Consider the following 25,360-nt stretch of genomic DNA (forward strand, 5'->3'; position numbering starts at 1 on the left):
TTTAGATTTTCCCACAATGCTTATCTTTTGGTCTTTGGTTCGGAATAGTGTAGTGCTGGCGGTCTATCTCTTGTTTTCGGTTGCTTGCTTCCTTACCGTACATGAGCATTCGCACCCGGATTGTCGTTACCATATCCCTCCAGAAGATTGATAACGCCCCAAATGCCTAAGCCTGCTCCAAGAGCGATAACAAGGGTCTGCAATACGTTTACTGCGCTGTTGAAAAATGCCATATAATATCCTCACTTTCTGCCGCTTTGCGGCGATAAAAATTGTTTGTTTTTGGTTTTGGGTATGAAAAAAGCCGCCTGTGTTCGGCGGCTGCGTCCTCGCGCTGCTTAAACTGCTGCGGCGCGGCGGTATTCAGTTGTCATTTTTGTAAGGGTTGATACGCTGCGGCTTCCTGCCACGCTCCAAGTAGGGGCGCGTACCATATAGCCCGTGTTTACAGTTCGGATAGATTACCACCTCCCTTTACGGTGCTGCGTCCTCCTGTACGTCGATTTCGTAGTAGTCAAATACTTCGTCCGGCTTTACGATAGCGGGGCGGCGTTTGATATGCTTTTCCATGTCAAAGGCGTTTTTCGGGTCTGCGTCGGACAGGTACTTGTATTTCGGGTGCTTCGTGATGTCGTACTTATCAGAGAAGAACGGGCGCACACCTCTATCCTCTTACAGTTTAACCGTTCGGGTCGGTAACAACATAAGAACTGTGCATTTGCATATTCCGGCAATACAGTCTGCTCCAAGCAGCTTTATCGTGAAGCTCTGGGACACGACTATGACGAGCCGAAGCAATGGGAACTGTGAGAAATCAACGATATTATGAATAATGCCGTCACAGGTTGGATGGCATTTGCTAACCCTCGTTATTTCCCAGAGCCATACCGCAGACAGCGAGGTTGGGAACGCATCCCCATTGACAACGAGCCTGACAACAACACAGGAGAATTTCACGAACTTTCAGAAGCAGAAATGCAACAGCTTGAACTTCCGAAAGAATGGTTGGAATAAAAAATGACTGTTCGTTGTCGGGCAGATTGTCAAGCCTGTTGTCGGTCTGGTTGTCGGGCAGAAATCGAAAATCCCTTGATATTAGGGCACTTTTCTTTCTCTGACAACAATGACAACAGAAATATAAAAGAAAAAGTAAATAGTAAAAAGATAGATAAGCCCGATTAAGAAAAAAGGTTTTCAGAAGTCCGTTGTCGGTACTTCGTTGTCAGACCTTTCCTTGTCGGGCTTTTCTCATTTCAAGGAGGTATTCAATGAACGCAAACACAATTCAGAACAACGCACAGCACACACAGCCTTGTTTCCGCAAGACCATCGACAAGACCACCTATGTGGTTCGTGTCCACTTCAACGAGAACGCAAAGGAGACGATGGCAGACAAAATCAAGCGTCTACTTCGTGAGGAGGTGGCGAAGATGTGACTTTTTTGTAAACATGATTAAAAAGTCCTTGACAATTTGCATCAGGCAAAACGGCAAAGTCAATCCTTATTTCTTGCGGTGCGCGGCTTGCCCCTTTTGATATAGAGGAACTCCGGGAACTCATGTCCTATGATGAATTGGAACTTGATACATTGGGCGATAGGAAAACCGCGCTTTTCCTCATAATGAGTGATACCGACGACACCTTTAATTTTGTTATCGCTATTCTGCAATCGCAGCTTTTCAATTTACTTTGTGATAAAGCGGACGACGAATACAACGGCAAATTGCCTGTTCATGTCCGCTTTTTGCTTGATGAGTTTGCGAACATCGGACAGATACCCCGATTTGATAAACTGATTGCCACAATCCGCAGCCGGGAAATGTCCGCTTCTATCATTCTGCAATCGCAGAGCCAGCTAAAAGCCATTTACAAGGACGCAGCAGAAATCATACTTGATAATGCCGACAGCACCTTGTTTTTGGGAGGACGTGGGAAAAATGCAAAAGAGATTTCGGATAACTTGGGACGGGAAACAATCGACAGTTTCAACACTTCCGAAAATCGCGGTACGCAGGTTTCTCATGGACTAAATTATCAAAAATTAGGAAAGGAGTTGATGACACAGGACGAAATAGCAGTTATGGACGGTGGGAAATGTATTTTGCAGCTACGCGGTGTGCGTCCCTTTTTAAGCGACAAATACGATATAACAAAACACCCGAACTACAAATACCTTTCCGACTTCGACAAGAAAAACGCTTTTGACGTGGAACGGTATATGTCTACCCGTCCGGCAATCGTAAAGCCCGATGAAGCCTTTGACATATACGAAATAGATTTGTCCGACGAGGACGCAGCCGCCGAGGAATAACGGCGGCATTTTCATTTTCCATAACATTTTTTGAGCCGCACAGCGGCAGAAAGCGAGGTTTATATGGATTTCTTTAACAGCGCAGTTGGTGTATTGCAGACTTTGGTTATCGCGCTTGGCGCAGGTCTTGGCATTTGGGGTGCCATTAACCTCATGGAGGGTTACGGCAACGACAATCCCGGAGCCAATGCTCATGTGCCGTAAAGTAACACACAAGAATTTAATAGGCAGTAGCCCTATTATTCCGTAAAATTAAAGCGTTAATTTGTGTAGAAATTTGTCATGGAGAGTGCTATAATAAAAAAATAAGTGAGCTAAACAAGATTTAAGGAGGCAAGTGAATTTTTGTCTGGAAAACTATTGCAGATAAAATATGTCAGGATTGGCATTTAGAAGGGAGAAACCACAATGATTTCAAGTAAAGAAAAAGACAAAAAAACTAGAAAGTTATCTACAACAGTTGTGCTGTTTTCCGTAGCGATACTGTTTGTGTTTAATGTAATCTGTGCTATTTTGATGAGTAGCCTTATTAGTTATGGAGTAAATCAAAAGCAGGCCGCATATATGAAACAAGTCACTCTAAGCGCAAAAACGCAGGTAGAGCAGTTTATTGAAAAATACATTGGCGTAACGGAAATGCTGTCAATAGATGACCGTTTGACAGGCCTAATGGCAGGAAGCGAAACAGTGCTTTCATCCAATGGGAATTTTCAAGGAACACTCAGCTTATTACAGAAAGCTATGGAAGAATATCCAGATATTCTGGGAGGAAGATTTGGCAGCCTTGCCGAGGACACCATTTATACACAGGACGGGAGACGTCTGGACGTATCTTTGACAGGACGTCCCTATTTCAGCGCAGCAAGCAAAGGTACATATGTTACACAGCCTTATATGGACGAAGCCACCGGTGAAATGTGTGTTTCGATTGCAACACCTGTGATGAATGGTTCCAATACCGCAGGTCTTTTGATTTTAGATTTAAGGGTTACTTCTATTTCAGAATTTATTAAGTCTATGACTTTTGGAAATTCCGGGCAGATGATTCTTCTTTCACAAGATAATACAATTGTAGGATTTACACGGGACGAATTGGTAGGAAAGAATTTCAGCGAATTTGGGGCTACTGGTGCGATTGAGAACGAATTGCAGGCACCGAGCGGGAATGTTTTTTCATATACCGTTGGCGGTGAAAAACGCATGAGCGTGATGGATGAGCTTTCCGGCGGCGGCTGGAAGGTTCTGTCCGGTATGTCGAGTTGGGAGTATCATTCTCTTGCAGTGAAGATGGTAGTTACCCTTTGTGTTTTGCTTTTCCTTTCCACAGTGGTTGTAGCAGTTATTCTTTATTTTGTCGTAGGGAAACGTCTGCGCCCTGTTTCTGAAATTAACCATGGACTAAGGGAAATGAGCAACGGAAATCTTCAAGCAACAGTTGAATACAAAGGGAATGACGAAATTGGTGAGATTGCCGCGTCTCTGCGTTCTTGCATGGAAACCCTTTCTCATTATGTCAGTGAAATTGATGTTATTATGAGAAAATTAGCAGACGGGGATCTGACGGTTAAGAGCAGCATTGATTTCAAAGGCGATTTTCTTCCAATCCAACATTCTATTTCCGATTTTATAAAAAATCTGGCACAGATGATGAATGGTATTTCACAGGCTTCTGAACAGGTATCTTCCGGCTCCGAACAGGTATCTTCCGGGGCGCAGTCCTTGGCGCAAGGCTCTACGGAACAGGCTTCCTCAGTAGAGGAATTGGCGGCAACGCTCACAGAACTTTCCTCTACGGTAAAAGCTAACACAGAAATGGTGCAGAACGCAGCTAAAGAAGGCGACCTAATGAGTGGTCATGTTACGGAAAGCGGCGAACGCATGGAACATTCCCTTGAATTGATGGAAAAAATCCATGCCAGTGCAGATCAAGTAAGGGGTATCATTAAAACGATAGACGATATTGCGTTCCAGACAAATATTTTAGCGCTTAACGCTGCGGTAGAAGCTGCACGAGCTGGAACAGCGGGAAAAGGCTTTGCGGTAGTGGCAGATGAAGTGCGCAGCCTTGCCGGACGTTCTTCCGAAGCGTCTAAGGCAACAACAGAACTGATTGGAGGAATGTTGGAAGCCATTGAAGAAGGCAGCGAGAGCATGGCTGAAACTAAGAAAAGCATGGATGTTGTGATAGAATCAACATTGGGAATGGATAAGGTATTTCAACAAATTGCAAAAGCATCCGAGCAACAAGCCGAAGCTATTTCTCAGGTGACGCAAGGCATTGACCAAATTTCCAGTGTGGTGCAGACCAATTCTGCGACAGCGGAACAGAGTGCGGCAGCAAGTGAAGAACTTTCTGGACAGGCACAGGAACTTAAAACTATGATTAGCAAGTTTAAGTTGCCCGCCAGTGATGGTTTTGATAATATGTATCGTGATGAAAGTAATGATACGGAACTATCCTATGACAATTTTGGGCAGGAATGTGTAAAATATTAAATAATTATATAAAAGGACGTGAATAGCAAAGCCAACCGAGACAGTCAACGATGAAATGAACGCCGCTACGCGCCGCCGTTGACAGCCTCGCTCGCCTTTGCTGATAGGCAATCAAGGGGCGACAGCAGAGAGTGCTGCCGCCCCCTCTCTATTTTCAAAACTGAATAACCGCCGCCCAACGGTGCGGCCAGTGAAAGCAGTAAGTCTTGAAAAAGATTTACTGCTTTTTTTGCGCCCATTTCCGGCAAATCGAAAAAACGGCGGTATTAAGGTGTGAACGGGGAGATATACCCTTTTTCTCTTGCCGGAACGGTAGGAAAAAGAAATTTTCCGTTTCCCCCGGACAGCGGGCAGCAATGCCCATTTTCAAAGTATCTTTAACGGAAAAGAAGTAAGCCACCTACACACTGGAGTTTGCGGCTACTCAGAGCAAGATTCTACCGCAGTACCAAAATTCGCTTATCGCTCATTTTGCCCCTGCGGGAATCTTGTTGGGGAGTGCCTTCCCCAAACCCTGCCATGCGGCTTACGCCGCTTAAAAATCCCTCAAAATATTTTTTCGGATTTTTCAAAAACAGTTCCGCTTCACACCCTGTTTTTCTCCTATTAGTGAGAGGCACCACGCACAGCCGAAAGGAGGTTTTTACCATGCGAAAACGATATAACACGCCGCACCGCAGCCGGGTAGTCAAGACCCGCATGACCGAGGAAGAATACGCCGAGTTTGCGGAAAGGCTTTCTGCCTACAACATGAGCCAAGCCGAGTTTATCCGGCAAGCCATAACCGGGGCAGCCATACGCCCCATCATAACCGTTTCTCCCGTCAACGACGAGCTGCTTGCCGCTGTCGGGAAGCTGACCGCCGAATACGGCAGGATCGGCGGCAACTTAAACCAGATAGCCCGGACGCTGAACGAGTGGCACAGCCCCTACCCGCAACTTGCTGGGGAGGTACGGGCGGCGGTTTCAGACCTTGCTGCCCTAAAGTTTGAAGTCTTGCAGAAAGTGGGTGACGCTGTTGGCAACATTCAAACATATCAGCTCTAAAAATGCCGACTATGGCGCAGCGGAAGCCTACCTCACATTTGAGCATGACGAGTTTACCATGAAGCCCACCCTTGATGAAAACGGGCGGCTGATACCGAGGGAGGATTACCGCATTTCTTCCCTTAACTGCGGGGGCGAGGATTTCGCCGTTGCCTGTATGCGAGCCAATCTCCGCTATGAGAAAAACCAAAAACGGGAAGATGTGAAAAGCCACCACTATATCATCAGCTTTGACCCACGGGACGGGACAGACAACGGCTTGACCGTAGACCGGGCACAGGAGCTGGGCGAGCAGTTCTGCAAAGAGCATTTCCCCGGACACCAAGCCCTTGTATGCACCCACCCGGACGGGCATAACCACAGCGGCAATATCCATGTGCATATCGTCATCAACTCCCTGCGGATTTATGAAGTCCCGCTTCTGCCCTACATGGACAGACCAGCCGATACACGGGAGGGCTGCAAGCACCGCTGCACCAATGCCGCTATGGAATATTTCAAGAGTGAAGTCATGGAGATGTGCCACCGGGAGGGGCTTTACCAAATCGACCTCTTGAACGGCAGCAAGGAACGGATAACCGAACGGGAATACTGGGCGGCAAAGAAAGGGCAGCTTGCCCTTGATAAAGAGAACGCTGTCAGAGAAGCCGCAGGACAGCCGACCAAGCCCACCAAGTTTGAAACGGACAAGGCGAAGCTGCGCCGGACGATACGGCAGGCATTTTCCCAAGCTGGCAGCTTTGACGAGTTTTCTTCCCTTTTGCTGCGGGAGGGCGTGACCGTCAAGGAGAGCCGGGGGCGGCTTTCCTACCTCACGCCGGACAGGACAAAGCCTATCACAGCCCGGAAGCTGGGGGACGATTTTGACAAGGCTGCTGTCCTTGCCCTGCTCACACAGAACGCCCACAGAGCTGCCGAACAGACCAAAGCCATACCCGAATACCCTGTCGCAGTTAAAAAGCCGTTACAAGGGGAAAAAGCTGCAAAAACCACCCCGGCAGACAACACCTTGCAGCGCATGGTTGACCGGGAAGCCAAGCGAGCCGAGGGCAAGGGCGTGGGCTATGACCGCTGGGCGGCAAAGCACAACCTAAAGCAAATGGCAGCTACCGTTACCGCCTACCAGCAGTACGGCTTTTCTTCCCCGGAGGAACTGGACGAAGCCTGTTCTGCCGCCTATACCGCCATGCGGGAAAGCCTTACGGAGCTGAAGCAGGTGGAAAAGACGCTGGACGGGAAAAAGGAGCTGCAACGGCAGGTACTTGCCTATTCCAAGACCCGCCCTGTCCGGGACGGACTGAAACAGCAGAAAAACGCCAAAGCAAAAGCAGCCTACCGACAGAAGCACGAAAGTGACTTTATCATAGCAGACGCAGCCGCCCGTTATTTTAGGGAGAACGGCATTTCCAAGCTGCCGAGCTATAAATCCCTGCAAGCAGAGATTGAAGTCCTTATCAAAGAGAAAAACAGCGGCTACAACGATTACCGGGCAAAACGGGAGGAATACCGCCGCTTACAGACTGTCAAGGGCAATATCGACCAGATTTTACGCCGGGAGCGCAAGCCTGTGAAAAGGCAGGAACAGGAGCGATAAAAACCGCCCCCAAATGTACCCGAACCCATACAGAACAAGGGGGCTGCCCCGTACCCTATCCGCAATACCAAAGGATTTTTTAACGGGCTTACAGGGCAGAAAAACCCCGAAAATGATACCGAGATGATACAGAATTACCGCCGATACCGTCACACCAGCGGAAACGGCAGAAAGGAGCGCACCCATGCCAAGAATGAGCAAGAAACGGCGGCTGGAATGGTCTTTTTTCCTGCGGCAAGTGAAAGTTGGGAATACCACCTGCGACCGTATCACATACAACGACCTCTGCCGGGGCTGTACCCATAGCTGCAAGCAGAGCTTCCGGGCGGTTATCATACTCTGCCCCCGCTACTACTCCAAACGCCGGAAAAAGGAGGACAGGGACAATGGCAGATAACCGCAAATATTACTACCTCAAGCTGAAAGAGAACTTTTTTGACAGCGACTCCATTGTGCTGTTGGAGGACATGAAAGACGGGATTTTGTATTCCGATATCCTCTTGAAGCTGTACTTAAAATCGCTGAAAAATGGCGGCAGATTGCAGCTTGACGAGCATATCCCCTATACCGCCCAGATGATAGCCACGCTGACCCGTCACCAAATCGGGACGGTGGAACGGGCATTAGCCATCTTCCAGCAGTTAGGGCTTGTGGAGCAGCTTGACTGCGGGCTGCTTTATATGACCGACATCGAGCTGATGATCGGTCAATCCTCTACCGAAGCGGAACGGAAACGCGCCGCAAGGCTTGAAAATAAGGCACTTTTGCCGCCGCGGACAAATGGCGGACATTTGTCCGACATTCGTCCACCAGAGATAGAGATAGAGTTAGAGAAAGAGATAAAGATAGAAAAAGAGAGAGAGGGAGAAACGGGACACCCCGCCCCCGCCGCTTATGGCAGATACAACAATGTGATACTGACCGATACAGAGCTTTCCGGGTTGAAAACAGAGCTGCCCGACAAGTGGGAGTATTATATTGACCGGCTTTCCTGCCATATCGCTTCCACCGGGAAGCAGTACCACAGCCATGCAGCCACCATTTACAAGTGGGCGCAGGAGGACGCTGCCAAAGGCAAGGCTGCCCCGAAACAGGGCATACCCGATTATTCATGCAAGGAGGGCGAGAGCTTATGAGAAACGGGATTGAAGCTATGATTACGGACATTACAGCCACTACCGCCGAAGCGGAGGACTACACAGGCGAGGACGGGCTTTTATACTGCGGCAAGTGCCATACGCCCAAAGAAGCCTATTTTTCAAAAGAAACCGCCCAATGGTTAGGGCATGACCGACACCCGACAGAGTGCGACTGCCAGCGGGCAGCCCGTGAAAAACGGGAAGCCGCCGAAAGCCGACAGAAGCACCTTGAAACAGTGGAGGACTTGAAACGCCGGGGCTTTACCGACCCTGCTATGCGGAACTGGACATTTGAGCATGACAACGGCAGAAACCCGCAGACCGCAACCGCCCGTTTTTATGTGGAGAGCTGGGAAACCATGCAGGCTGAAAATATCGGCTACCTGTTCTGGGGCGGCGTGGGGACAGGAAAAAGCTACCTTGCCGCCTGTATCGCCAACGCCCTTATGGAAAAAGAGGTTGCCGTCTGCATGACAAACTTTGCAACAATACTCAATGACCTTGCCGCCAGCTTTGAGGGCAGGAATGAGTATATTTCCCGCCTTTGCAGCTACCCCCTGCTGATACTTGATGATTTCGGTATGGAGCGAGGGACAGAATACGGGCTGGAACAGGTTTATAGCGTGATTGACAGCCGTTACCGAAGCGGCAAGCCGCTGATCGCCACGACCAACCTCACGCTGGAGGAATTGCAGCACCCGCAGGACACGCCCCACGCCCGTATCTATGACAGGCTGACTTCCATGTGCGCCCCCGTCCGCTTCACGGGTAGCAACTTCCGAAAGGAAACCGCACAGGAAAAGCTGGAACGATTAAAGCAACTGATGAAGCAGCGAAAGGAGAGCCTATGACAGAAACCAAACAGACAAGCACCACCAAAACAGACCGCCGCCCGGACTGTGTAACGGAAATCCGCATGGGCAACTCCGTCCTTACCGTTTCCGGCTTCTTCAAGCAGGGCGCAACCGACACCGCAGCCGACAAGATGATGAAAGTGCTGGAAGCGGAAGCTGCTACACAAAAAACGGCGATTTGACCGACCATAAAGAAGCAGATTTGACGCTTTTGCCGCTATACAGACAGCCGCCCCATGTGGTACAATCAAGGTACGGAATAGTGGGGCTGGCTGTCGGAAACGGAGGATTTTATGTTAAGACAGACCAACCAACAACCAATTACCGCCCTTTACCCAAGACTTTCCCATGAGGACGAGCTGCAAGGCGAGAGCAATTCCATTTCCAATCAAGAGTTAATATGTAGAGGGTGGTTTCTCCACTCTAATACATATGACTGCGGCTCATTTGTGGTGAATTGATAAGCAGTTGTAAGAAAGGAGCAGAAAAAGCCTTATAACCGCTACACATTCAATGCAGAAAGGAGCTGAAATGTTATGAGATCTCTGTTCGAGGAACTGGGCGGTACATACTGTCAAGTGGGTGATTATTTCATTCCAAACCTCGCATTGCCGGATACAGGCAGCCATCAGATAGGAAAATACGGGCGTATGCGCCGCAGCTATCTAAAGGAGCACCGGCAGATCCTCTATACCAATTATGTGGTAGAGGGAACACTGTTTGAACATCTTGCGGAGATCGACCAAGCCTGCAATGAACGCATGGGCAATATCGTTTCCGCTATGGCGAAGCAGGAGGGCGTGACCGAAGCGCTCAAAGCGGCTGACCAAATGGAATGGGTACGCCGTATGAACAATATCCGCAGCTGTGCGGAAGAAATCGTGTTGACTGAACTTGTATATGCTTGAAGAAATGCCCGTTATCGGCTGTATGGCTGATAACGGGCATTCACTCTACTGTTTTGGGATCACAAACTTATATTTGCCTTTGCCTTGACCGCGGACTGGCTCAATCAACTCTGCTTCTTTCAGCTTGTTCAGCAGATTTCCAGCGGCAGTAACAGAATCATTTGTGATAGCAGCTATATCAGAACGACCAAAGACACCATCAATACCCATATTTGCGAATACCGCTTTTGCCTTTGCAATCGTAGCTTGGCTTGCGTTCAGTTTATCAATCGCAACCTCAATCGCAAGATAAACGGGGGCAATCGCAACATTTTCGTCCTCAATCGCAACCTTAATCGCATTTACCGCTGTTCCATAATTCAAGTTAAACAGCGTAACTTGGAACGAACTGGCATCGGAATAGAATTTCGGCTCAAGTTCGTCACGGTAATTATGGGCGGCACGGTAAGATTCTGTGATTTTCTTAAATCCGCTGCCTTGACGCTCCATATAGCCTAATCTGCCGAAAATGTCAGCAAGGATGGGATTGCGGCGGGTGGAGGAAATGTCGGATATATCTCTTTCCTGTATCCGTGTGCCGTCAGCCATGCCACCGGGAGAAGTAATTGTAAGGCGGTCATCGTAAATGTCGATATGGACTTCACCACCCAAAATGAGATAATCACGGTGGATCAGCGCATTGACGAGGGCTTCAAAAACGCTTCGCTCACAGTAATCGGGCATTTCAATACGGGAGTTGGCAGTTTTCTTCCAGCGGGTTTTCATATTCCGCTTTACGAAGCCTACGCCCTCATTGAGCAGAATAATTAAACTACCGGAATACTCTGCGCTGTCGAGTGCATCAACCATGCCGCCGCTTTTATCCAGACCGTTCCAACGGGTACAGAACAGACGGGAGTGCTTGATGGGAGCATCATCTGCAAGCAAAGCCCCTGCATTAGTCAGCTTTCCGTGGTCATCCCGCATTTCAAAGGAATCGAACAGTTTTTCCTCCATACTGTTGCCCGTCCAAGCCTTGTAGCGTTCGCGCAGCTTGGAAAAGGCGTAGTCTTTGAAATCGTACTCGGAGTCCAGAGCATCATAGGTGCGATTCATGCCTTTGAGAAGAAGCTGATTCAGCACATAGGACGGAGCGATCACGCTTTCGTTACCGATGCGGATATATGCTTCCGTAATACCGTCTGCCTTGTAATAGTACGGTGTGGAGCGTCCTGCGGAAACGGACAGTACAAGAATGTCCTTGCCGTTTTCACGTTCAGGCGCAAGTATAAAGTTCGGATACGGTGCGATACGTTCCTTAATCAAGCGGCTGATCGTTTCCGCATCGTTCTGAGCGTCAGCCAAGCCGATGACATTTCTATCGTTATCAATACCGAAAAAGAGAGTGCCGCCGATACCATTGGCAAAGGCACTGACACTTTTGAGCCAGCTTTTCGGCTTCTTAACTTCCAAAGAAACCTTGAAATCACATTCCGTTGCTTCTGCAATCCATCTGTCTATCATAAACTTATTTCCTTTCCTATCATTCCTTCTTATCCTTTGCCCTGCTTTTATATACATTGTACTTATTCTTGCACTGCGGGCTGCAGAAGATCGCACTCGGTCTGCTTGCCACAAAGGTCTGTAAACAATGTTTGCAGATACGGATGGGCTTTTCTGTGTCGGTCAGCATGAAGCTGAACATCATCTGCACCCCAAGTATCAGGGAGTGGAAATCCCAGACAATCGTCGGCTTGTCAAGCAGAGCAATGCGGTAGGTCGGCGCAATGCCGCCAAAGGCTTCCATGCCCTGCTGCATCAAAAGCCGCTGTTCAGGGGTCATGGTATCATAGTCCTCATAGAACAGCACGGAGGTCAGATGGGTAAAAGCAATATCAATAAACTGCTGCTTCATCCACTCATATCGTTCGGCATATTCCCGCTGAAAGCTCATATTGACCGCCATCGGCTTATCGCTCATGGTCATGGCAAGCGCCATCATCACACGGTCATTGTGTATGTTCCACATGGATTCCACGCCACGCTTGACCACATCCGGCTTGTCAAAGGGAAAGAACAAATTCAGATAATCCTCAGTGGACATGGATTCCTCACGGATAAAGTGATTTTTCGGAAGATACACTGCCTCATAATCCATAAAGCCCGGTGTGGTAGGCAGAGCTGTCATAAAACCAAGCAGACCGTATTTTACCGCAAATTGCTGGATGGCCTTTTGTATCTCCTGCGGCGTTTTTTTCTGTGATTCCATTCGCCCGATATTGATGGCATCCAGAACGATCCGCTGGTATTCGCTCAGTGGGTCGTAAATGCTCGGCTGTGCCGTTTTGGTCGGAGTCAGATACAGCGTTCCGTCCTCCGTTTCTTTCCATTCGTATTCGCTATATCGCACCCAGTTGGAACTGGTGCGCTCAAACAGGTTTTTCATCTTCAAAACCCTCCACTATATATTGTAACCTATATTATCTATAATTATATTACGACTTGTTGCTGTTTTCAACATCCACACTATTTTCGCTCAGAAATTCTTTTTCAAGTAAGGTCAAGGGCTGCTGTGCCTGCACTTTCTCGGTAAGTGCGGCAAGCAGCTTTTTTCGTATCTTTTTGAGCATCGTGTTCCGTACTTTGCGGATGTTGCGGTCTGTCTGCCCACGGATAGCGGCGATCTTGACAGAACTGTACTGCCGCAGAGCAGACAGGAACAGCAGGAACTTGTGATCCTCGTGCAGCTCCCGCAGGATGACGGACATCTCCCCATCTGTCACAAGCTCGTGTATGTCGTAAGGGCAATAGAAAATCGTATCTATGAAATCTCCCTTGCGCTCCTGCCGTGTCAGTACATCGTTCAGCGTATCGGGGAAACACAAGGCATCCCCAGATGCACCGTAGTCAAGGGGAACATCGTCACCGCTGCGGAACAATTCATGGTAACGCTCCTTGCGCTGACGGTTGGCATCGAGCCGGTCATACCATGCAACAAGGTTTTCGTACTCTTTGAGAGTTCGGGCAGAATCCTCCAAGCGTTTGAGAGCCTGCGCCCGAAGCTCACGCTTTAAGAGCTTCCGTTCGGGCTGCTCGTCTCCGGTATTGTCCTCATCATCCTCTATGGGGTTTTCCTTAGCATCGGCTTCTAACTCGTCAATGATCCGCTGTTCCTTTGCGAGAGACCGCCGTGTCTTTTCATCTTCCTCGGCTTCCGCATCATCGGCATCGGTATCGCTGTCAGCGAAAATGTCTTTCTTTTTTCGTTTCCTTCGTTTCTTTTCGGGAGGATCGTCGGTATCGTCCTCGTCGGCGGCATCTTCTTCCGCATCGTCCCAAAGGGCGTTTTCATCTTCATCCTCGTCATCGACTATGTAATCGGAATCGTCCGCTTCATATTCATCTTCAAAATCGGTATCTTCATCAAGACCGTCATGTTCGTATCGTTTGGGATCGCTGTGCACCGCCGGAAACCTCCCTTCAAAAATATTTTGCCAATTTTCTTTGATTCTCTGAAAAAACAGTTCCGCTAAACACCCTGTATTTCTCCTATTGGTGATGGAGTAATATATTTTGCCTGCAACTATATTACTTCCGACACTAAAGAAAGGAGGAAACTGCCTATGACCAAAACCTATCGTGAGCTGACGGGAAAGGAGAAACGACACATCAAAAAGTTGGTTGTATCCAAGTGCGCCAACTACGACAAGGAATACGGCTGCCTGCCGCTGGACTGCGAATGTCCTGTGTTTGGTATCTGCTTTACCAACAGCGCCTTGTGCAAGTGGTTTCGTAAGGCGCTGTTGCCAACCGCACCGGAGCTGCAAGCCATATTCGAGCCAATGCCCCTTGCCGTCTGTAAAGAATGCGGCAAGCACTTTCAGAAGAACGGTAAACGTGTCTACTGCTCGGACAAGTGTGCTGCTGAAGCAAGGCGCAAGCAAACGGCAGCAAGAGTGCGCAAGCACCGGGAGAAGAAATACCATGAGTAACCGTTTTGCCCTCGAAAAGCCTTGTGCCGCAAGGCTTTTTGGAGGGCGTTTCTGCGTTGGCAGGGTGTTGATACCTGTTGCCCACTTTTAACCGTACAAATGGTTACGCAGCACCGGAACTGAAATGATTATACGAGAATTTTATGAATTTTTCAACAAGGAGGTAAACCGCCTATGGTAAAAAACGAAAACAGTAACTTTTCTTATATGACACGCCGCATCGGCAGCACCATCTACAAGGTCAGGGTCGTATTCAATGAAAGCGGCACGGAGACAATGGAAGATAAAATTTTACGAATTATTCGCAACGAAGTGGTTACAACTGCCGGAACTTGTGATATAATAGATGCACCACAAATGAGCCGACAGTCTGAAAGGAGCGCATCATGATGAGCGTGAAACAGACTGTGGGACAAGATCCCAATAAAATTACGGCATTGTACGAGAGACTTTCCCGTGACGATGATCAGGCTGGCGATAGCAACAGCATTGTCAATCAGAAAAAATACCTCGAAACCTATGCCGGGCAGAAAGGCTACACGAACTGTCAGCACTATACCGATGACGGCTGGAGCGGCGGCAACTTTGAACGTCCTGCGTGGAAACGGCTGATTGCTGATATTGAAGCGGGCAAGGTCGCTCATGTGATCGTAAAGGACATGAGCCGAATCGGCAGAGACTATTTGCAGACCGGCTTTTACACCGAGGTCATGTTCCGTCAGCACGGCGTTCACTTTGTTGCGATTGCCAACAGCGTGGACAGCGATGACCAGAACAGCAATGAGTTTGCGCCGTTTCTCAATATCATGAACGAGTGGTATCTTCGTGATCTGAGCCGCAAACAGCGTACCGCCATCCGTGTAAAAGGCGAATCGGGCAAGCCTACCACCAACTGCGCCATCTACGGTTACAAGAAAATGCCGGGAGATAAGTACAGTTGGTATATCGACGAGGAAGCAGCAGAGGTTGTCCGCAGGATATTCCGGCTGACCATTGAGGGCAAAGGCCCTTATGACATTGCCCGTATCCTCTATGACGATAAAGTGGAAACGCCCGCCGTTTACTTCGGCAAGCAAAACAAGGGCGTTTGGAAAAGCAAAGAGGAATTTCCCAACCCGTATAACTGGAGCGGCTATGTCGTCGGGCAGATCCTTTCCAAGCCAGAATATATGGGGCATACGGTCAACTTCCGTTCTCATAAGCAGTCCTACAAGGACAAAAACGCAGTCATGAATCCCCAAGAGGACTGGCTGATCTTTGAGAACACCCACGAAGCCATCGTGGATCAGGAAACGTGGGAGCTTGCGCAGAAGCTCCGCAAGACACCGAGACGCCATGATACGTTGGGCGAAGCCAATCCGCTGACCGGACTTCTGTTCTGTGCCGATTGCGGGGCAAAGATGTATAACCAGCGTTCCAGAGGCGGCACAAAAAACAATCCCTATCCGTCCGACGTGTTCGATTGTTCCACCTATAAGCTGGCAAATCAGAAGCGGACATCATCTTGCTGCGGTCATTATATCACGACCAAAGCCCTGCGCACGCTGATCTTGGAGACCATCCGCACGGTCAGCACCTTTGCCATCTCCAACCAGGAGGAATTTGCCGCAAAGGTACGCTCCGCTTCCCAGATCAAGCAGCAGGAAGCGGCAAAGGAAACAAAACGCAGGCTGAACAAGGACAAGAAGCGGATTGCCGAGCTTGACAATATTATCAAGAAGCTCTATGAGTCCTTTGCCATCGGGCGCATTACCGATGAACGCTTTGATACCCTGCTTGCCGAATATGAAGCCGAGCAGAAAACCTTGCAGGCATCCGCAGCAGAAACCGAACAGCGGGTGGCCTCGTTTGAGGAAGATACCGCCCGTGTGGAGCGGTTTATGGAGCTGGCGAGAAAGTACACCGACTTTTCCGAGCTGACCACGATGATGATAAACGAGTTTATCGACAAGATCATTGTCCATGCTCCTGAAAAGGTGGACGGCGACAGAGTGCAAGAGGTTGAAATTTATTTGAAATTCATCGGGCGCTTTGATTTGCCCGAACCGGAGCTGACCGAGGAAGAAATCAAGCGGCAGGCGTTTTTGAAGAAAGAACGTGCCCGCAGCCGTGAACGCTACCAAAAGCTGAAATCCGGTGAACGCACCGTAGGCGTACCCATTACGCAGACCTGTAAATGCTGCGGCAAAACCTTTGAAGCAAGGTCAACGGCAAAGCTGTTCTGCGATGTGAATTGCCGGGCAAAGTATTACCGGCAGGAAGCGGCAAAGGAACGAAGCCGTGAGATCACCTGCGAACACTGCGGCAAGACCTTTACCACTACACGAAATAGTGTCAAATACTGCTGTGATGATTGCCGGTATGAGGCGCAGATCAAGCGGCAGGGCGAACGGAAGAAAGCCCTGCGGGAAACAAAGCACGAACAAGCACCGCCGGAGAAAGAGCATAAAACAGCATAAACGTGTTTGACGTGGGGCGAATATATTTTGCCCCACGTCTTTGATAAGGAGAAGGAAATATGGTATGGAACAGCGAATGGGAATACAACAATCAGGACACGCTTAAAGACTGGTATCAGAAGAAAATTTCCGGCGAAGAACCGGATTTGGCAGTGAGGAAAATCATCTGCAAGGGCTGCGGCAGAGAGTTTTACACGCAGATCGAGACCAAGAAATACTGCCTCTATTCTCGGTGCGGTAATCGTGGGTATCAAAAGGAATTGACACAGCGGCGGCGTGAAGCTCGCCAAGGCCGCATATGCAAATGCTGCGGCAAGGCCTTTACTCCCAAGAGATCGGATGCCGTTTATTGTTCAAATGCTTGCAGACAGAAAGCATATCGGCAGAATGTTGCGGATAATGCAAGTTCCTAAATTGAGAACTTGCCGTAATCGTAACAAAACAACGAACGCGGCGTTACGGTTAGGTAAGTGTTCAAAATGCACACTTGCCTAACCGTAACGAAAACAACAGAATATCTGTAAACCGCCGTCAAAGGAGTTTCCATTGTGGAAACCTTTGGCGGCTTTTCTATTTCAAAATATTTTGTATCGCCGCAAAGCGGCAGAAAGGAAACGCTATGAATTTAATGAACAACACCAATCCCATCATCATCGGCATCGACCATGGCTACGGCAACATCAAGACCGCCCACTGCTGTTTCAAGACGGGCGTTGCCGCCTATGACAAGGAGCCGACCTTCAAAAGCAATCTGCTCGTCTATGAGGGTAGATACTATCTCATCGGAGAGGAACACAAGGAATTTATCTCCGATAAAATGACCGACAACGATTATTATATTCTCACCCTTGCCGCCGTTGCCCGTGAGCTGAATATCCGTAAGCAGACCGCAGCCTGCGTTCACCTTGCAGCGGGACTTCCTCTGACATGGGTAAGCGAACAGAAGGACAGTTTCAAGGAGTATCTTCTGCAAAACGACAGCGCCGATTTCACGTTCAAGGGCGTTGACTATCACGTTGATTTTGCCGGCGCAGATATTTTTCCGCAGGGCTTTTCCGCTGTTGCAGACAAGCTCCGTGCGTTCAAGGGTATCAATATGCTCTGTGATATTGGCAACGGAACGATGAACGTCATGTATATCAACGAGTGCCGCCCGCTTGCGAAAAAGTGCTTCACCGAGAAATACGGCACCAATCAGTGTATGCTCGCTGTGCGTGAAAATCTGATGAAGCAGTTTGGCGTGTCGGTGGATGAAACCGTCCTGGAACGTGTCATCCGCCACGGTACGGCAGACATCAGTGACCGTTATCTGACCGCCATCCGTGACACCGCAGCCGAGTACGCTGAAGGCATCTTCCGCAGACTGCGTGAGCATGAATATGATCCCGAACTGATGCGCCTGTATGTGGTGGGCGGCGGGAGCTGTATTCTCAAAAACTTCGGCAGCTATGACAAAGACCGTGTCATCATCAACGACGATATTTGCGCTACCGCAAAGGGGTATGAGCTGCTTGCCGAGCAGAAGCGCGGCAGAAAGGGCGGTATCGTATGAAACAGATCTACACAACCACGCTCCGGTTAAATCTTACGGATGAGGATGACCGCCGAGCCTATGAGCATTTACAGCGGATGGACAAGAAGCAGTATCGCCCCTACAGCAAGGCGATTGTTATCGCCATCAATGACCACTTTGAACGACAGGCACGGCTTGCAAGCGATCCCTATCTGGAAACCCGTGAAAAAGAGGATGCTTTTCTCAGACAGGTGACGGAAGCCATTGAACAGGGCTTGCGGTTTGCGCCTGTCGGTATGCTCCCGTACACGCCGCCTGCCACCGTTGAAACCCCTTCCGCCGAGGATGACGAGAATATTTCGGCGGCATTGGACTTTGCTGACAGCTTCTGATACTACGATCGCCCTCGTTTGGTATTACTGCGATACCAAACGAGGGCGTTTTTGCTACTACGAAAATTTACAGAAAAAGTGTGATACCAAACGGGCAGGAATTTAGTATCTGTCTGCTACCAAACAACCCCATTTTTACTACCACAGGAGGAATTTCTATGACCACAGATGAGAAGAAATTGCTGCAAGCCAAGCACAGATTGGAGGAAGCCCAGATGCGTGACCGCCAAAAAGAGCGAAAAGCGAGGACACGGCGGCTGATTCAGGAGGGAGCGATCCTTGAAAAGGTCTTTCCGAGCATTATTTCCTTGAGCCTTGACGAATTGGAGGACTTTCTATGCAGACTAAGACGGTAAACTTAAGACGAGGGGCGTTCGGGCAACCGAGCGTCCCGTTTCTTTTATCCCGAAGGGCGCACTTACTCACCACCCCGAAAGGGCGGTGGTATTGCCAGCGATTTTATCGCTTTGGCAACCGTGCGCTCTGCGAGGCGGATGCGGCTCCTGCGGGAGCCTTATGGACAATGCTGCAAGGCATCATTGTCCACGCAGTCGGCTCAATGTTCTGCTTCATATGCACAACAAGGGGATGGCGATTTGCCACCCCCTCAGCCGCCTGCCTGCGAAAAACTGCCACCGGCCGTTTTATCGTAGATATGGGCGCACTACGCCGCCCATTTTTTGCGAAAAAGAAACAAAAACAGGAACGAGAGGACGGTGAGAACGAATGGCGATCTACCACTTGGAAGCAAAGGTGATCAGCAGAGGTTCGGGGCGATCTGCGGTTGCCGCTTCCGCATATCTGAGCTGTACCAATATCCTCAATGACTACGACGGGGTACGGCACGATTTTACACGAAAGAAAGGGCTTGTGTGGCAGGATGTGTTTTTGCCGGAGTTCGCTCCACCCGAATGGAAAGACCGAGGTGCGCTTTGGAACGCTGTGGAGGAAAACGAAAAGACCAAGGACAGCCGCCTTGCCCGTGAGTTCGTTCCTGCGCTGCCTATCGAGTTGACACCGGCACAATGGCAGGAGTTACTAACCGATTTCATTCAGAACAGCTTTATTGCCGAGGGAATGTGCGCCGACGTTGCTATCCACGATCCGCACCCGCCCGGTCATAACCCACACGCTCATATTATGTTTTATCATTTTATGAACGCGCAAAATGCGATCCGAGGTTTTTAGAAGTGTTAGAAAATATCAAAGAAAAAGTTGTTGACGGTCAAATTGTAGTAGAGCGTGTTGTGCCTAAACTTTCCAAACTGTCTTTTTGTCGTAAAGGCCAATCAAGTTTATTAGCAACTAAGCGTTATCAAGAGATTTTGGACAACTTAAGGTTATCAACAATTAGATAGATATAGTCGCCGCATATTCAACGGAGAATAAAAAAACCGTTGTTTTAGCGGCCATATAGTCATGCAAAAGCAAAATGGAGAATGCCTTACGGCGGTTTTGAAATAACGATCAAAGCCGCCGTTTTTCTTTTTCAAAAATGGATTTACAGGGGGCATATTAAAGTCGCCATTTTTTAAGGATACGGCGGTATCAAGGAGGTATCGCCGTGTTACTTTTCTTACGACATAATTCGACTATCTTTTACATACTAAAAAAAGCCTTTATCCACTAACGGGATATTTCGGCTATGAGTATGAACTGTCAATACATCTAAATACTTCTTACAATTCCTTTGCGCTCGTCCGCGTCTTGCGGGCGGGCGCATTTTGTTTATTTCAATTTATTTTTGAAAGGAGCAACAAAGAGCCATCTCCCGAACGGGTACGGAGCGAAAGGGGCAGAGAGGACAAGCCTTTAACTCCCGTCCTCTACTCCACGCGGGAAGGAGGTGAACTCTATGGAGCTATCTTCTTCCGACAAGGAAAGAATACAACATCAGTATGACGCATTGGCAAAGAAAACGTTGGTAGGCGAAGCGAAAAGCTACCGCCGCACCCTTGCGAAACGCGCAGCCCGCGAAGTAACTTTTTCGGATTTGAGCGAAAGCGAACTCGCGCAGCTTTTCACGACGGACGAATACGAAAGCGATTATTACCGTTTTCAAGTGTCCGGCTTTGATGTACTCGTCAAAAATGAACTGCTCGCCGAAGCCCTTAACGCTTTGCCCGAAAGGAAACGCGATATTGTTCTCTTGTCCTACTTCTTGGATATGAGCGACGCGGAAATTGGCGAACTGCTGAATGTTGTACGCACGACGGTTTTCCGGCATAGGAAATCCGCGCTTGCGAAGATCAAACAGTATTTGGAGGGAAAAGCAGATGATGAACACCGTTAGGAAATCTGAAAATCTGTTGCCGTTCCCTGTCATTTCCGCAGCGGCAAACGGCGACACAAACGCCATGTGCGCGATCTTGAAGCATTACGAGGGTTACATAGCGAAACTTTGTACCCGAACGCTGAAAGACGACGCGGGCAATACTTACTCCTATGTGGACGAAGAAATGCGTAACAGGCTGCAAGTGCGCCTTATTACCCGCACTCTTGCGTTTCATGTAGGCTAACTCTTTAAGCCCATGCGGGGAGCGTGTACCCCTTTCCACGCTTCCCGTTATGGGCTGTTTGTCGTTCCGTAAAAGCATATCGAAAACGGTATGCTTTTACAGGCTGACAAAGCCTTATTGTTCCTTGATAAAGAAAGCCCGCAAGATAACGGCGGCGCAGTATAACAGGCAAACGAATACATACCGCTTATATCGAGCCGAACAGCGGGTACGCCATGACAGCTTTTCACACAGGGAAAGCCGAGCGAGAAATACCGCGCTGCAAAACAGGTTTAGCAGCTTGTGGGCGACGACATATAGGCGGGACGAAACGCCTTTATAGCCATAGTCCGAGCGTTAAGAGCGTCGCAGGCATTGGGTAAAGCTGCCTTAAATGAGCAGGGGTGAAACTCCCGCGGTGCTGCCGCTGACAGCCGTTCGTTTCTGCCTTTCATTTTTAATCTTTTTGTTATCCCACGAAAGGGGGATTTTACATTATGGAACAAACAAAGCAAACAACAAAATCCCCGGTTGTGCGCGAATACAAAATCGGGGATATTACCTATATTGTCAAAGCCGTTGTTAAAGACGGTGTAAAAGAGGACGCCACGACAAAGGTACGCCGCTTAATCCAAAATGACTTAAACCGGGGAAAAAGCCCGGTATAATGCCGAAAATGTAATCCTATTGCAGACGGACGACGGGTTTTGTGGTATAATACATATAACCTGTTTGTCCGGCTGTCGGAATAGGAGGTAACATGAAACAGTCGGATAAATTGACCGCATACTATTTTCGTGCGGCGCAACAAATAGATACTTTGTACCTTGACAATCAAATGCAAAAACTTCTTTACCATGCAAGCCAAAACGGGATTACCGCCTTTGCGCTGTATGTGGATAACGGTTATAACGGTTTGAACTTTAACCGTCCCGCATTTTCCCTCATGCAGCAGGATATGAGCGACGGGCGCATTGGTAAAATCGTTGCTACGAGCCTTGACCGTATTTCCCGTAACAGTTTAGATGTGCTTGCTTTTGCAGATTACGCCGTTTCTACGGGCATTTCTCTGGAAACAATCAACGGCGACCATGCAACGCTGGATTGGAACAGACAGCTATATGCTGCACTTGCCGCGAAAGGCGGTGAGTGCAAATGACAAAGACCTTTTCTTTTCAGCAGATTGCTGTCCCCAAAGTGTTAAGCGAAGAAGTCCGCGAAGCCATTTCAAATAATGTTTTGCAATTCTATGTGCGCGATCAGCAGCAGGAAGCGCAGGACGAGGGCATAACGGCTTTATATGAACGCCTTTCACAAGAGGACAAATTAGAGGGTGAGAGCAACAGTATCGCCAACCATGATGTAATGTATAGAGGGTGGAATACACCAAAAAACATTACATCATGACTGGCGGCTCATTTGTGGCGAATGAAAAGACAGTTATGATAAAGGAGGAATGCCCTCAAACCTACCGTAACTGTCAACCACATTCCCGCGAAAGGAGCCTTGTATGGAACTGACTTACACCAAATGCGGCGACTATCTCATTCCCGACCTTGTGTTATCGGACACCAAAGAGTACCATATCGGGAAATATGGCCGGTTGCGCCGTGCCTACTTAAAAGAACACCGGCCCATTCTGTATACCGATCTCATTGTCACTGAAAAGCTGTTTCCCCATTTGGAGGAAATCGACACCGCCTGCCGGGAGCGTCTGGAAATTATCGAAAAAGTCATGATGCAGCAAGAGCGCGTCACAGAAGCCCTGAAAGCTGCCGACCAGATGGCATGGGTGCGCTCCATGAACTCCATCCACAACAGAGCCGAGGAAATCGTCCTGGCAGAGCTGGTCTACTGTTGCGGGAGGGAACGCTATGATTTTGGAAGCCATGTATAACGGAGAGTTTTATCCCTGTGAAACGGTAGTGCCCACGTCCTCGGAATACCGCAAGGCGGTCCAAACCTGTGCGGCGTTGATGGAGCAGCTATCCCAGCGGCTCAGCAAAGAGGACTATGCGCTGGTGGAAGAACTCCGGGCGCAGAACGCTATCGCCCAGTGTGAGGAAAGTGAGAGCCATTTCAAGTATGGCTTTTCGGCTGGGCTGATCGTCCAGCAGGAAGCCCATGAACAGCTGCAAAACAAGAAATAAGCGATGAACGAAAAAGCCCACGCAGCCGGAAAGAGAACCGGTGGCGTGGGCTTTCTGCGTATATGGTTATTCTGTCAGATCATCCGAAGTTTCCGCAACCAGCCGGTCAAAGTCGCTCTGATAGGTCCGATCCTGCAATACCCGGAACTTTTCAAACTCTTTCTCAGCAAAGGCTTTGGCAATGGCGGCAGTCACCTTGCCTTTATCATGCAGAATATCTTCCTCGTTGAACTGTAAAAATGCGTCAAGCCGTTTGACCCAATCGGCCATATACATGACATTCCCCCGGCGGGCCTGCCGTTCCGCATAGTCCAGGTACATGGTGACGATCTCGTTCAGGTTTCGCATTTCCGTTTCGTTCAGATAGTTTTTGGCAACGGTGACATCCGATTTGCGGATGCGGCCTTTGGGGGCGTTTTTCCATGTGGTCAGCCCCATGTTGGGCTTGGTGCTGTCGGCACGGCCATATACAATCTCGGCGGCGGTATGATGGGTGACCGCATAGTGGAGCTTATTCTGCACCGTTGCGAAAAACTCCTTTGTGATGGGGCTTTCCACATCGTAGTCGGCGCTGCACTGGGAATATATGTCCGTGATTTTCTGGTAAAATCTTCTCTCGCTGGCCCGGATGTCCCGGATACGCTCCAGCTGTTCCTCGAAATAATCCTTGCCGAAAAAGTTCTCCGGCTCCCGCAGCCGTGCGTCATCCATCACATAACCCTTGATGATGAACTCTTTCAACACCCGGTTCGCCCAAATGCGGAACATGGTCGCCTTTTTGGAGTTCACACGATACCCCACAGCGATAATGGCATCCAGATTATAATAGTTGGTCTGATACCGTTTTCCGTCTGCCGCAGTTGTTTCCATTTTGGAAACAACTGAATCCTCGCTCAGTTCGCCGGATTCAAAAATATTTTTCAGATGCTTGGAAATGGCCGCTTTCTGTACCTCGAACAGCTCTGCCATTTTTGCCTGTGTCAGCCAGAGGTTTTCCTGAAAGAGCAGGATTTCCACCCGCACTTCTCCGTTTTCGGTTTTGTAAAAGAGGATTTCTCTGGTTTCATACGGGGTCAGTCCCTGTTCCTCACTCATTCCTCGTCACCTCCATCCGTCCGGTTCTTTCCCCGGCTCTTGTAGACATTGTACTGGTTCTTGCACCGTGGGCTGCAAAAGGCGGCGTTGGACCGGCTGCCCAGGAACACTTTCTGGCAGTGCTTGCACAGGCGCAGGGGCTGGTCACCATCCACCAGCATGAAGCTGAACATCATCTGGATACCCAGCAGCAGGGAGTGAAAATCCCAGTAAATGGTGGGCTTATCCAGCAGCTCAATGTGGTAGCTGGGGGCAATCCCGCCGAACGCAGCCATGGCCTTGCGGTACAGCCCCCGTGCATCCTCATCGATGGAATCATAGTCATTGTAGTACAAAATGGCCGTGGTCAGCGTAAAGGCCCAGTCCTTAAGCTGCTGGGCAACCCAGTCGTAGGGTTCCGCATATTCCCGCTGGAAGCTCATGTTTTTTGCCATCGGTTCATCCATGAAAGTCATGGTCAGGGCAACCATCGTCCGGTCACCGGACACATTCCATGTAGATTCAATCCCCTTCTTCGCCAAGTCCAGCTGGTCAAAGGGGTAAAACAGGGACAGGTATTCGTCCGTTTCCATGGATTCTTCCTTGATAAAGTGGTTTTTGGGCAGGTATACCGCCTCATAGTCCATAAAGGAAGGGGTGGTGGGCAGGGCGGTCATCAGCCCCAGCAGGCCGTACCGGGTGATAAACTCCATGATCGCCTTTTCCACTTCTGCTTCCGGCTTGCGCCCCATCATCAGCATCCCCACATTCAGCGCATCCAGCACAATGTTGGGGATCTCTTTCAGCGGATTGTAGACATCCGGCTTTGCATTCTTGCCGGGGGTGATGTACCGTTTGCCATCTTCCGCTGTTTTCAGCTCATAGTGATCGTACCGCACCCAATGGGAACGGGACTGTTCAAATAAATTTTTCATCATACACGCCCTTTCTCCT

Annotated in this window: 29 protein-coding genes and 6 pseudogenes; 28 read left to right on the forward strand and 7 right to left on the reverse strand. The window is 49.1% G+C overall.

Features of this window, described 5'->3' with window-relative positions; genetic code table 11:
• Positions 1-104: 104 nt before the first annotated feature.
• Together ACTQ3V_RS08600 and ACTQ3V_RS08605 are read right to left on the reverse strand one after the other, a co-directional pair.
• Positions 105-233: pseudogene (locus ACTQ3V_RS08600) on the reverse strand (Maff2 family mobile element protein); the annotation flags it as partial.
• Between the two features lie 241 nt (positions 234-474).
• Positions 475-666 (reverse strand): annotated as a pseudogene (locus ACTQ3V_RS08605) (type IV secretion system protein VirD4); the annotation flags it as partial.
• A gap of 57 nt (positions 667-723) precedes the next feature.
• Between ACTQ3V_RS08605 and ACTQ3V_RS08610 the strand changes: the two are divergent.
• From ACTQ3V_RS08610 to ACTQ3V_RS08670, 13 genes and pseudogenes are all read left to right on the forward strand, one after another.
• Positions 724-1,014: pseudogene (locus ACTQ3V_RS08610) on the forward strand (virulence-associated E family protein); the annotation flags it as partial.
• A 254-nt stretch (positions 1,015-1,268) separates the two neighbouring features.
• Positions 1,269-1,436 carry a transposon-encoded TnpW family protein gene (locus tag ACTQ3V_RS08615; RefSeq protein WP_441467155.1) on the forward strand — a complete coding sequence of 56 codons (168 nt, stop codon included), beginning with the start codon at positions 1,269-1,271 and terminating at the stop codon, positions 1,434-1,436.
• Positions 1,437-1,468: 32 nt separating this feature from the next.
• Positions 1,469-2,311: pseudogene (locus ACTQ3V_RS08620) on the forward strand (VirD4-like conjugal transfer protein, CD1115 family); the annotation flags it as partial.
• 63 nt (positions 2,312-2,374) lie between these two features.
• A pseudogene (locus tag ACTQ3V_RS08625) lies at positions 2,375-2,503 on the forward strand (Maff2 family mobile element protein); the annotation flags it as partial.
• Positions 2,504-2,719: 216 nt separating this feature from the next.
• Entirely contained in the window at positions 2,720-4,807 is a 2,088-nt protein-coding gene (locus ACTQ3V_RS08630; protein ID WP_441467156.1) for a methyl-accepting chemotaxis protein, read from the forward strand.
• Between the two features lie 648 nt (positions 4,808-5,455).
• A complete protein-coding gene (locus tag ACTQ3V_RS08635) occupies positions 5,456-5,854 on the forward strand; it encodes a plasmid mobilization protein (RefSeq protein WP_002569238.1) in 399 nt (132 codons plus the stop codon).
• The gene (locus ACTQ3V_RS08640) at positions 5,826-7,448 is read left to right on the forward strand and encodes a relaxase/mobilization nuclease domain-containing protein (protein ID WP_441467157.1); all 1,623 of its coding nucleotides are present in this window, start codon (positions 5,826-5,828) and stop codon (positions 7,446-7,448) included. The genes ACTQ3V_RS08635 and ACTQ3V_RS08640 overlap by 29 nt, the downstream gene beginning before the upstream one ends.
• 184 nt (positions 7,449-7,632) lie before the next feature.
• The gene (locus ACTQ3V_RS08645) at positions 7,633-7,845 is read left to right on the forward strand and encodes a hypothetical protein (RefSeq protein ID WP_005927784.1); all 213 of its coding nucleotides are present in this window, start codon (positions 7,633-7,635) and stop codon (positions 7,843-7,845) included.
• The gene (locus tag ACTQ3V_RS08650) at positions 7,835-8,584 is read left to right on the forward strand and encodes a phage replisome organizer N-terminal domain-containing protein (RefSeq protein WP_441467158.1); all 750 of its coding nucleotides are present in this window, start codon (positions 7,835-7,837) and stop codon (positions 8,582-8,584) included. Before ACTQ3V_RS08645 ends, ACTQ3V_RS08650 begins: the two co-directional genes overlap by 11 nt.
• Complete coding sequence (locus ACTQ3V_RS08655; protein WP_015513106.1) at positions 8,581-9,438, forward strand: ATP-binding protein; 858 nt, start codon at positions 8,581-8,583, stop codon at positions 9,436-9,438. Before ACTQ3V_RS08650 ends, ACTQ3V_RS08655 begins: the two co-directional genes overlap by 4 nt.
• Complete coding sequence (locus ACTQ3V_RS08660; protein ID WP_002569233.1) at positions 9,435-9,623, forward strand: transposon-encoded TnpW family protein; 189 nt, start codon at positions 9,435-9,437, stop codon at positions 9,621-9,623. Before ACTQ3V_RS08655 ends, ACTQ3V_RS08660 begins: the two co-directional genes overlap by 4 nt.
• Positions 9,624-9,734: 111 nt before the next feature.
• A pseudogene (locus ACTQ3V_RS08665) lies at positions 9,735-9,842 on the forward strand (recombinase family protein); the annotation flags it as partial.
• A 135-nt stretch (positions 9,843-9,977) separates the two neighbouring features.
• The gene (locus ACTQ3V_RS08670; protein WP_441467159.1) at positions 9,978-10,349 is read left to right on the forward strand and encodes a TnpV protein; all 372 of its coding nucleotides are present in this window, start codon (positions 9,978-9,980) and stop codon (positions 10,347-10,349) included.
• Between the two features lie 45 nt (positions 10,350-10,394).
• Here ACTQ3V_RS08670 and ACTQ3V_RS08675 read toward each other — a convergent pair whose 3' ends face one another.
• Genes ACTQ3V_RS08675 through ACTQ3V_RS08685 form a run of 3 tightly spaced genes read right to left on the reverse strand, consistent with a single transcriptional unit; the run spans position 10,395 to position 13,792 of the window.
• Positions 10,395-11,852, reverse strand: a complete 1,458-nt coding sequence (locus ACTQ3V_RS08675) for an ATP-binding protein (RefSeq protein ID WP_441467160.1) — start codon at positions 11,850-11,852, stop codon at positions 10,395-10,397.
• Positions 11,853-11,871: 19 nt separating this feature from the next.
• Complete coding sequence (locus ACTQ3V_RS08680; RefSeq protein ID WP_441467161.1) at positions 11,872-12,774, reverse strand: recombination protein NinG; 903 nt, start codon at positions 12,772-12,774, stop codon at positions 11,872-11,874.
• Between the two features lie 49 nt (positions 12,775-12,823).
• Positions 12,824-13,792 (reverse strand): hypothetical protein, encoded by a 969-nt coding sequence (locus ACTQ3V_RS08685; protein ID WP_441467162.1) that lies wholly within the window; start codon positions 13,790-13,792, stop codon positions 12,824-12,826.
• Between the two features lie 159 nt (positions 13,793-13,951).
• Here ACTQ3V_RS08685 and ACTQ3V_RS08690 point away from each other — a divergent pair, with 159 nt between their 5' ends.
• From ACTQ3V_RS08690 to ACTQ3V_RS08760, 15 genes are all read left to right on the forward strand, one after another.
• The gene (locus tag ACTQ3V_RS08690) at positions 13,952-14,320 is read left to right on the forward strand and encodes a cysteine-rich VLP protein (protein ID WP_441467163.1); all 369 of its coding nucleotides are present in this window, start codon (positions 13,952-13,954) and stop codon (positions 14,318-14,320) included.
• A 174-nt stretch (positions 14,321-14,494) separates the two neighbouring features.
• Positions 14,495-14,710: a transposon-encoded TnpW family protein gene (locus tag ACTQ3V_RS08695; protein WP_441467164.1), complete on the forward strand. Its 216-nt coding sequence runs from the start codon at positions 14,495-14,497 to the stop codon at positions 14,708-14,710.
• A complete protein-coding gene (locus ACTQ3V_RS08700) occupies positions 14,707-16,779 on the forward strand; it encodes a DUF4368 domain-containing protein (protein ID WP_441467165.1) in 2,073 nt (690 codons plus the stop codon). The genes ACTQ3V_RS08695 and ACTQ3V_RS08700 overlap by 4 nt, the downstream gene beginning before the upstream one ends.
• Positions 16,780-16,838: 59 nt before the next feature.
• Positions 16,839-17,192 carry a hypothetical protein gene (locus ACTQ3V_RS08705; protein ID WP_441467166.1) on the forward strand — a complete coding sequence of 118 codons (354 nt, stop codon included), beginning with the start codon at positions 16,839-16,841 and terminating at the stop codon, positions 17,190-17,192.
• A 206-nt stretch (positions 17,193-17,398) separates the two neighbouring features.
• Positions 17,399-18,331 carry a ParM/StbA family protein gene (locus ACTQ3V_RS08710; protein WP_441467167.1) on the forward strand — a complete coding sequence of 311 codons (933 nt, stop codon included), beginning with the start codon at positions 17,399-17,401 and terminating at the stop codon, positions 18,329-18,331.
• Positions 18,328-18,684 (forward strand): hypothetical protein, encoded by a 357-nt coding sequence (locus ACTQ3V_RS08715; RefSeq protein ID WP_441467168.1) that lies wholly within the window; start codon positions 18,328-18,330, stop codon positions 18,682-18,684. Before ACTQ3V_RS08710 ends, ACTQ3V_RS08715 begins: the two co-directional genes overlap by 4 nt.
• A gap of 158 nt (positions 18,685-18,842) precedes the next feature.
• Positions 18,843-19,040, forward strand: a complete 198-nt coding sequence (locus tag ACTQ3V_RS08720; protein WP_441467169.1) for a DUF3847 domain-containing protein — start codon at positions 18,843-18,845, stop codon at positions 19,038-19,040.
• Positions 19,041-19,410: 370 nt separating this feature from the next.
• Positions 19,411-19,872 (forward strand): MobA/MobL family protein, encoded by a 462-nt coding sequence (locus tag ACTQ3V_RS08725; protein WP_441467170.1) that lies wholly within the window; start codon positions 19,411-19,413, stop codon positions 19,870-19,872.
• Between the two features lie 667 nt (positions 19,873-20,539).
• Positions 20,540-20,977: a sigma-70 family RNA polymerase sigma factor gene (locus tag ACTQ3V_RS08730; RefSeq protein WP_055219620.1), complete on the forward strand. Its 438-nt coding sequence runs from the start codon at positions 20,540-20,542 to the stop codon at positions 20,975-20,977.
• Complete coding sequence (locus tag ACTQ3V_RS08735) at positions 20,961-21,203, forward strand: helix-turn-helix domain-containing protein (protein ID WP_003431293.1); 243 nt, start codon at positions 20,961-20,963, stop codon at positions 21,201-21,203. Before ACTQ3V_RS08730 ends, ACTQ3V_RS08735 begins: the two co-directional genes overlap by 17 nt.
• A gap of 476 nt (positions 21,204-21,679) precedes the next feature.
• Positions 21,680-21,850: a transposon-encoded TnpW family protein gene (locus ACTQ3V_RS08740; RefSeq protein WP_441467171.1), complete on the forward strand. Its 171-nt coding sequence runs from the start codon at positions 21,680-21,682 to the stop codon at positions 21,848-21,850.
• A gap of 92 nt (positions 21,851-21,942) precedes the next feature.
• A complete protein-coding gene (locus ACTQ3V_RS08745) occupies positions 21,943-22,341 on the forward strand; it encodes a recombinase family protein (RefSeq protein WP_441467172.1) in 399 nt (132 codons plus the stop codon).
• A complete protein-coding gene (locus ACTQ3V_RS08750; RefSeq protein ID WP_441467173.1) occupies positions 22,338-22,589 on the forward strand; it encodes a hypothetical protein in 252 nt (83 codons plus the stop codon). The genes ACTQ3V_RS08745 and ACTQ3V_RS08750 overlap by 4 nt, the downstream gene beginning before the upstream one ends.
• A gap of 103 nt (positions 22,590-22,692) precedes the next feature.
• Positions 22,693-23,079, forward strand: coding sequence for a TnpV protein (locus ACTQ3V_RS08755; protein WP_441467174.1), 387 nt, complete (start codon positions 22,693-22,695; stop codon positions 23,077-23,079).
• Positions 23,057-23,332 (forward strand): DUF6809 family protein, encoded by a 276-nt coding sequence (locus ACTQ3V_RS08760; protein ID WP_176928136.1) that lies wholly within the window; start codon positions 23,057-23,059, stop codon positions 23,330-23,332. The genes ACTQ3V_RS08755 and ACTQ3V_RS08760 overlap by 23 nt, the downstream gene beginning before the upstream one ends.
• Positions 23,333-23,398: 66 nt before the next feature.
• Here the strand turns inward: ACTQ3V_RS08760 and ACTQ3V_RS08765 are convergent, their stop codons facing one another.
• Both ACTQ3V_RS08765 and ACTQ3V_RS08770 read right to left on the reverse strand, forming a co-directional pair.
• Positions 23,399-24,427: a virulence RhuM family protein gene (locus ACTQ3V_RS08765; RefSeq protein ID WP_071432522.1), complete on the reverse strand. Its 1,029-nt coding sequence runs from the start codon at positions 24,425-24,427 to the stop codon at positions 23,399-23,401.
• A complete protein-coding gene (locus ACTQ3V_RS08770) occupies positions 24,424-25,344 on the reverse strand; it encodes a DNA gyrase inhibitor YacG (RefSeq protein ID WP_441467175.1) in 921 nt (306 codons plus the stop codon). Before ACTQ3V_RS08770 ends, ACTQ3V_RS08765 begins: the two co-directional genes overlap by 4 nt.
• Positions 25,345-25,360 lie beyond the last annotated feature (16 nt).

Origin of the sequence: Candidatus Agathobaculum pullicola (assembly GCF_052117205.1) — a bacterium.
In the GTDB taxonomy this organism is placed as follows: Bacteria; Bacillota; Clostridia; order Oscillospirales; family Butyricicoccaceae; genus Agathobaculum; species Agathobaculum pullicola.

Bases quoted from the DNA above. Each gene is read 5' to 3' on its own strand.
- ACTQ3V_RS08615 (WP_441467155.1), top strand. From the start codon at position 1,269: ATGAACGCAAACACAATTCAGAACAACGCACAGCACACACAGCCTTGT.
- ACTQ3V_RS08630 (WP_441467156.1), top strand. From the start codon at position 2,720: ATGATTTCAAGTAAAGAAAAAGACAAAAAAACTAGAAAGTTATCTACA.
- ACTQ3V_RS08635 (WP_002569238.1), top strand. From the start codon at position 5,456: ATGCGAAAACGATATAACACGCCGCACCGCAGCCGGGTAGTCAAGACC.
- ACTQ3V_RS08645 (WP_005927784.1), top strand. From the start codon at position 7,633: ATGCCAAGAATGAGCAAGAAACGGCGGCTGGAATGGTCTTTTTTCCTG.
- ACTQ3V_RS08650 (WP_441467158.1), top strand. From the start codon at position 7,835: ATGGCAGATAACCGCAAATATTACTACCTCAAGCTGAAAGAGAACTTT.
- ACTQ3V_RS08655 (WP_015513106.1), top strand. From the start codon at position 8,581: ATGAGAAACGGGATTGAAGCTATGATTACGGACATTACAGCCACTACC.
- ACTQ3V_RS08660 (WP_002569233.1), top strand. From the start codon at position 9,435: ATGACAGAAACCAAACAGACAAGCACCACCAAAACAGACCGCCGCCCG.
- ACTQ3V_RS08670 (WP_441467159.1), top strand. From the start codon at position 9,978: ATGAGATCTCTGTTCGAGGAACTGGGCGGTACATACTGTCAAGTGGGT.
- ACTQ3V_RS08675 (WP_441467160.1), bottom strand. From the start codon at position 11,852: ATGATAGACAGATGGATTGCAGAAGCAACGGAATGTGATTTCAAGGTT.
- ACTQ3V_RS08680 (WP_441467161.1), bottom strand. From the start codon at position 12,774: ATGAAAAACCTGTTTGAGCGCACCAGTTCCAACTGGGTGCGATATAGC.
- ACTQ3V_RS08690 (WP_441467163.1), top strand. From the start codon at position 13,952: ATGACCAAAACCTATCGTGAGCTGACGGGAAAGGAGAAACGACACATC.
- ACTQ3V_RS08695 (WP_441467164.1), top strand. From the start codon at position 14,495: ATGGTAAAAAACGAAAACAGTAACTTTTCTTATATGACACGCCGCATC.
- ACTQ3V_RS08700 (WP_441467165.1), top strand. From the start codon at position 14,707: ATGATGAGCGTGAAACAGACTGTGGGACAAGATCCCAATAAAATTACG.
- ACTQ3V_RS08705 (WP_441467166.1), top strand. From the start codon at position 16,839: ATGGTATGGAACAGCGAATGGGAATACAACAATCAGGACACGCTTAAA.
- ACTQ3V_RS08710 (WP_441467167.1), top strand. From the start codon at position 17,399: ATGAATTTAATGAACAACACCAATCCCATCATCATCGGCATCGACCAT.
- ACTQ3V_RS08715 (WP_441467168.1), top strand. From the start codon at position 18,328: ATGAAACAGATCTACACAACCACGCTCCGGTTAAATCTTACGGATGAG.
- ACTQ3V_RS08720 (WP_441467169.1), top strand. From the start codon at position 18,843: ATGACCACAGATGAGAAGAAATTGCTGCAAGCCAAGCACAGATTGGAG.
- ACTQ3V_RS08725 (WP_441467170.1), top strand. From the start codon at position 19,411: ATGGCGATCTACCACTTGGAAGCAAAGGTGATCAGCAGAGGTTCGGGG.
- ACTQ3V_RS08730 (WP_055219620.1), top strand. From the start codon at position 20,540: ATGGAGCTATCTTCTTCCGACAAGGAAAGAATACAACATCAGTATGAC.
- ACTQ3V_RS08735 (WP_003431293.1), top strand. From the start codon at position 20,961: ATGATGAACACCGTTAGGAAATCTGAAAATCTGTTGCCGTTCCCTGTC.
- ACTQ3V_RS08740 (WP_441467171.1), top strand. From the start codon at position 21,680: ATGGAACAAACAAAGCAAACAACAAAATCCCCGGTTGTGCGCGAATAC.
- ACTQ3V_RS08745 (WP_441467172.1), top strand. From the start codon at position 21,943: ATGAAACAGTCGGATAAATTGACCGCATACTATTTTCGTGCGGCGCAA.
- ACTQ3V_RS08750 (WP_441467173.1), top strand. From the start codon at position 22,338: ATGACAAAGACCTTTTCTTTTCAGCAGATTGCTGTCCCCAAAGTGTTA.
- ACTQ3V_RS08755 (WP_441467174.1), top strand. From the start codon at position 22,693: ATGGAACTGACTTACACCAAATGCGGCGACTATCTCATTCCCGACCTT.
- ACTQ3V_RS08760 (WP_176928136.1), top strand. From the start codon at position 23,057: ATGATTTTGGAAGCCATGTATAACGGAGAGTTTTATCCCTGTGAAACG.
- ACTQ3V_RS08765 (WP_071432522.1), bottom strand. From the start codon at position 24,427: ATGAGTGAGGAACAGGGACTGACCCCGTATGAAACCAGAGAAATCCTC.
- ACTQ3V_RS08770 (WP_441467175.1), bottom strand. From the start codon at position 25,344: ATGATGAAAAATTTATTTGAACAGTCCCGTTCCCATTGGGTGCGGTAC.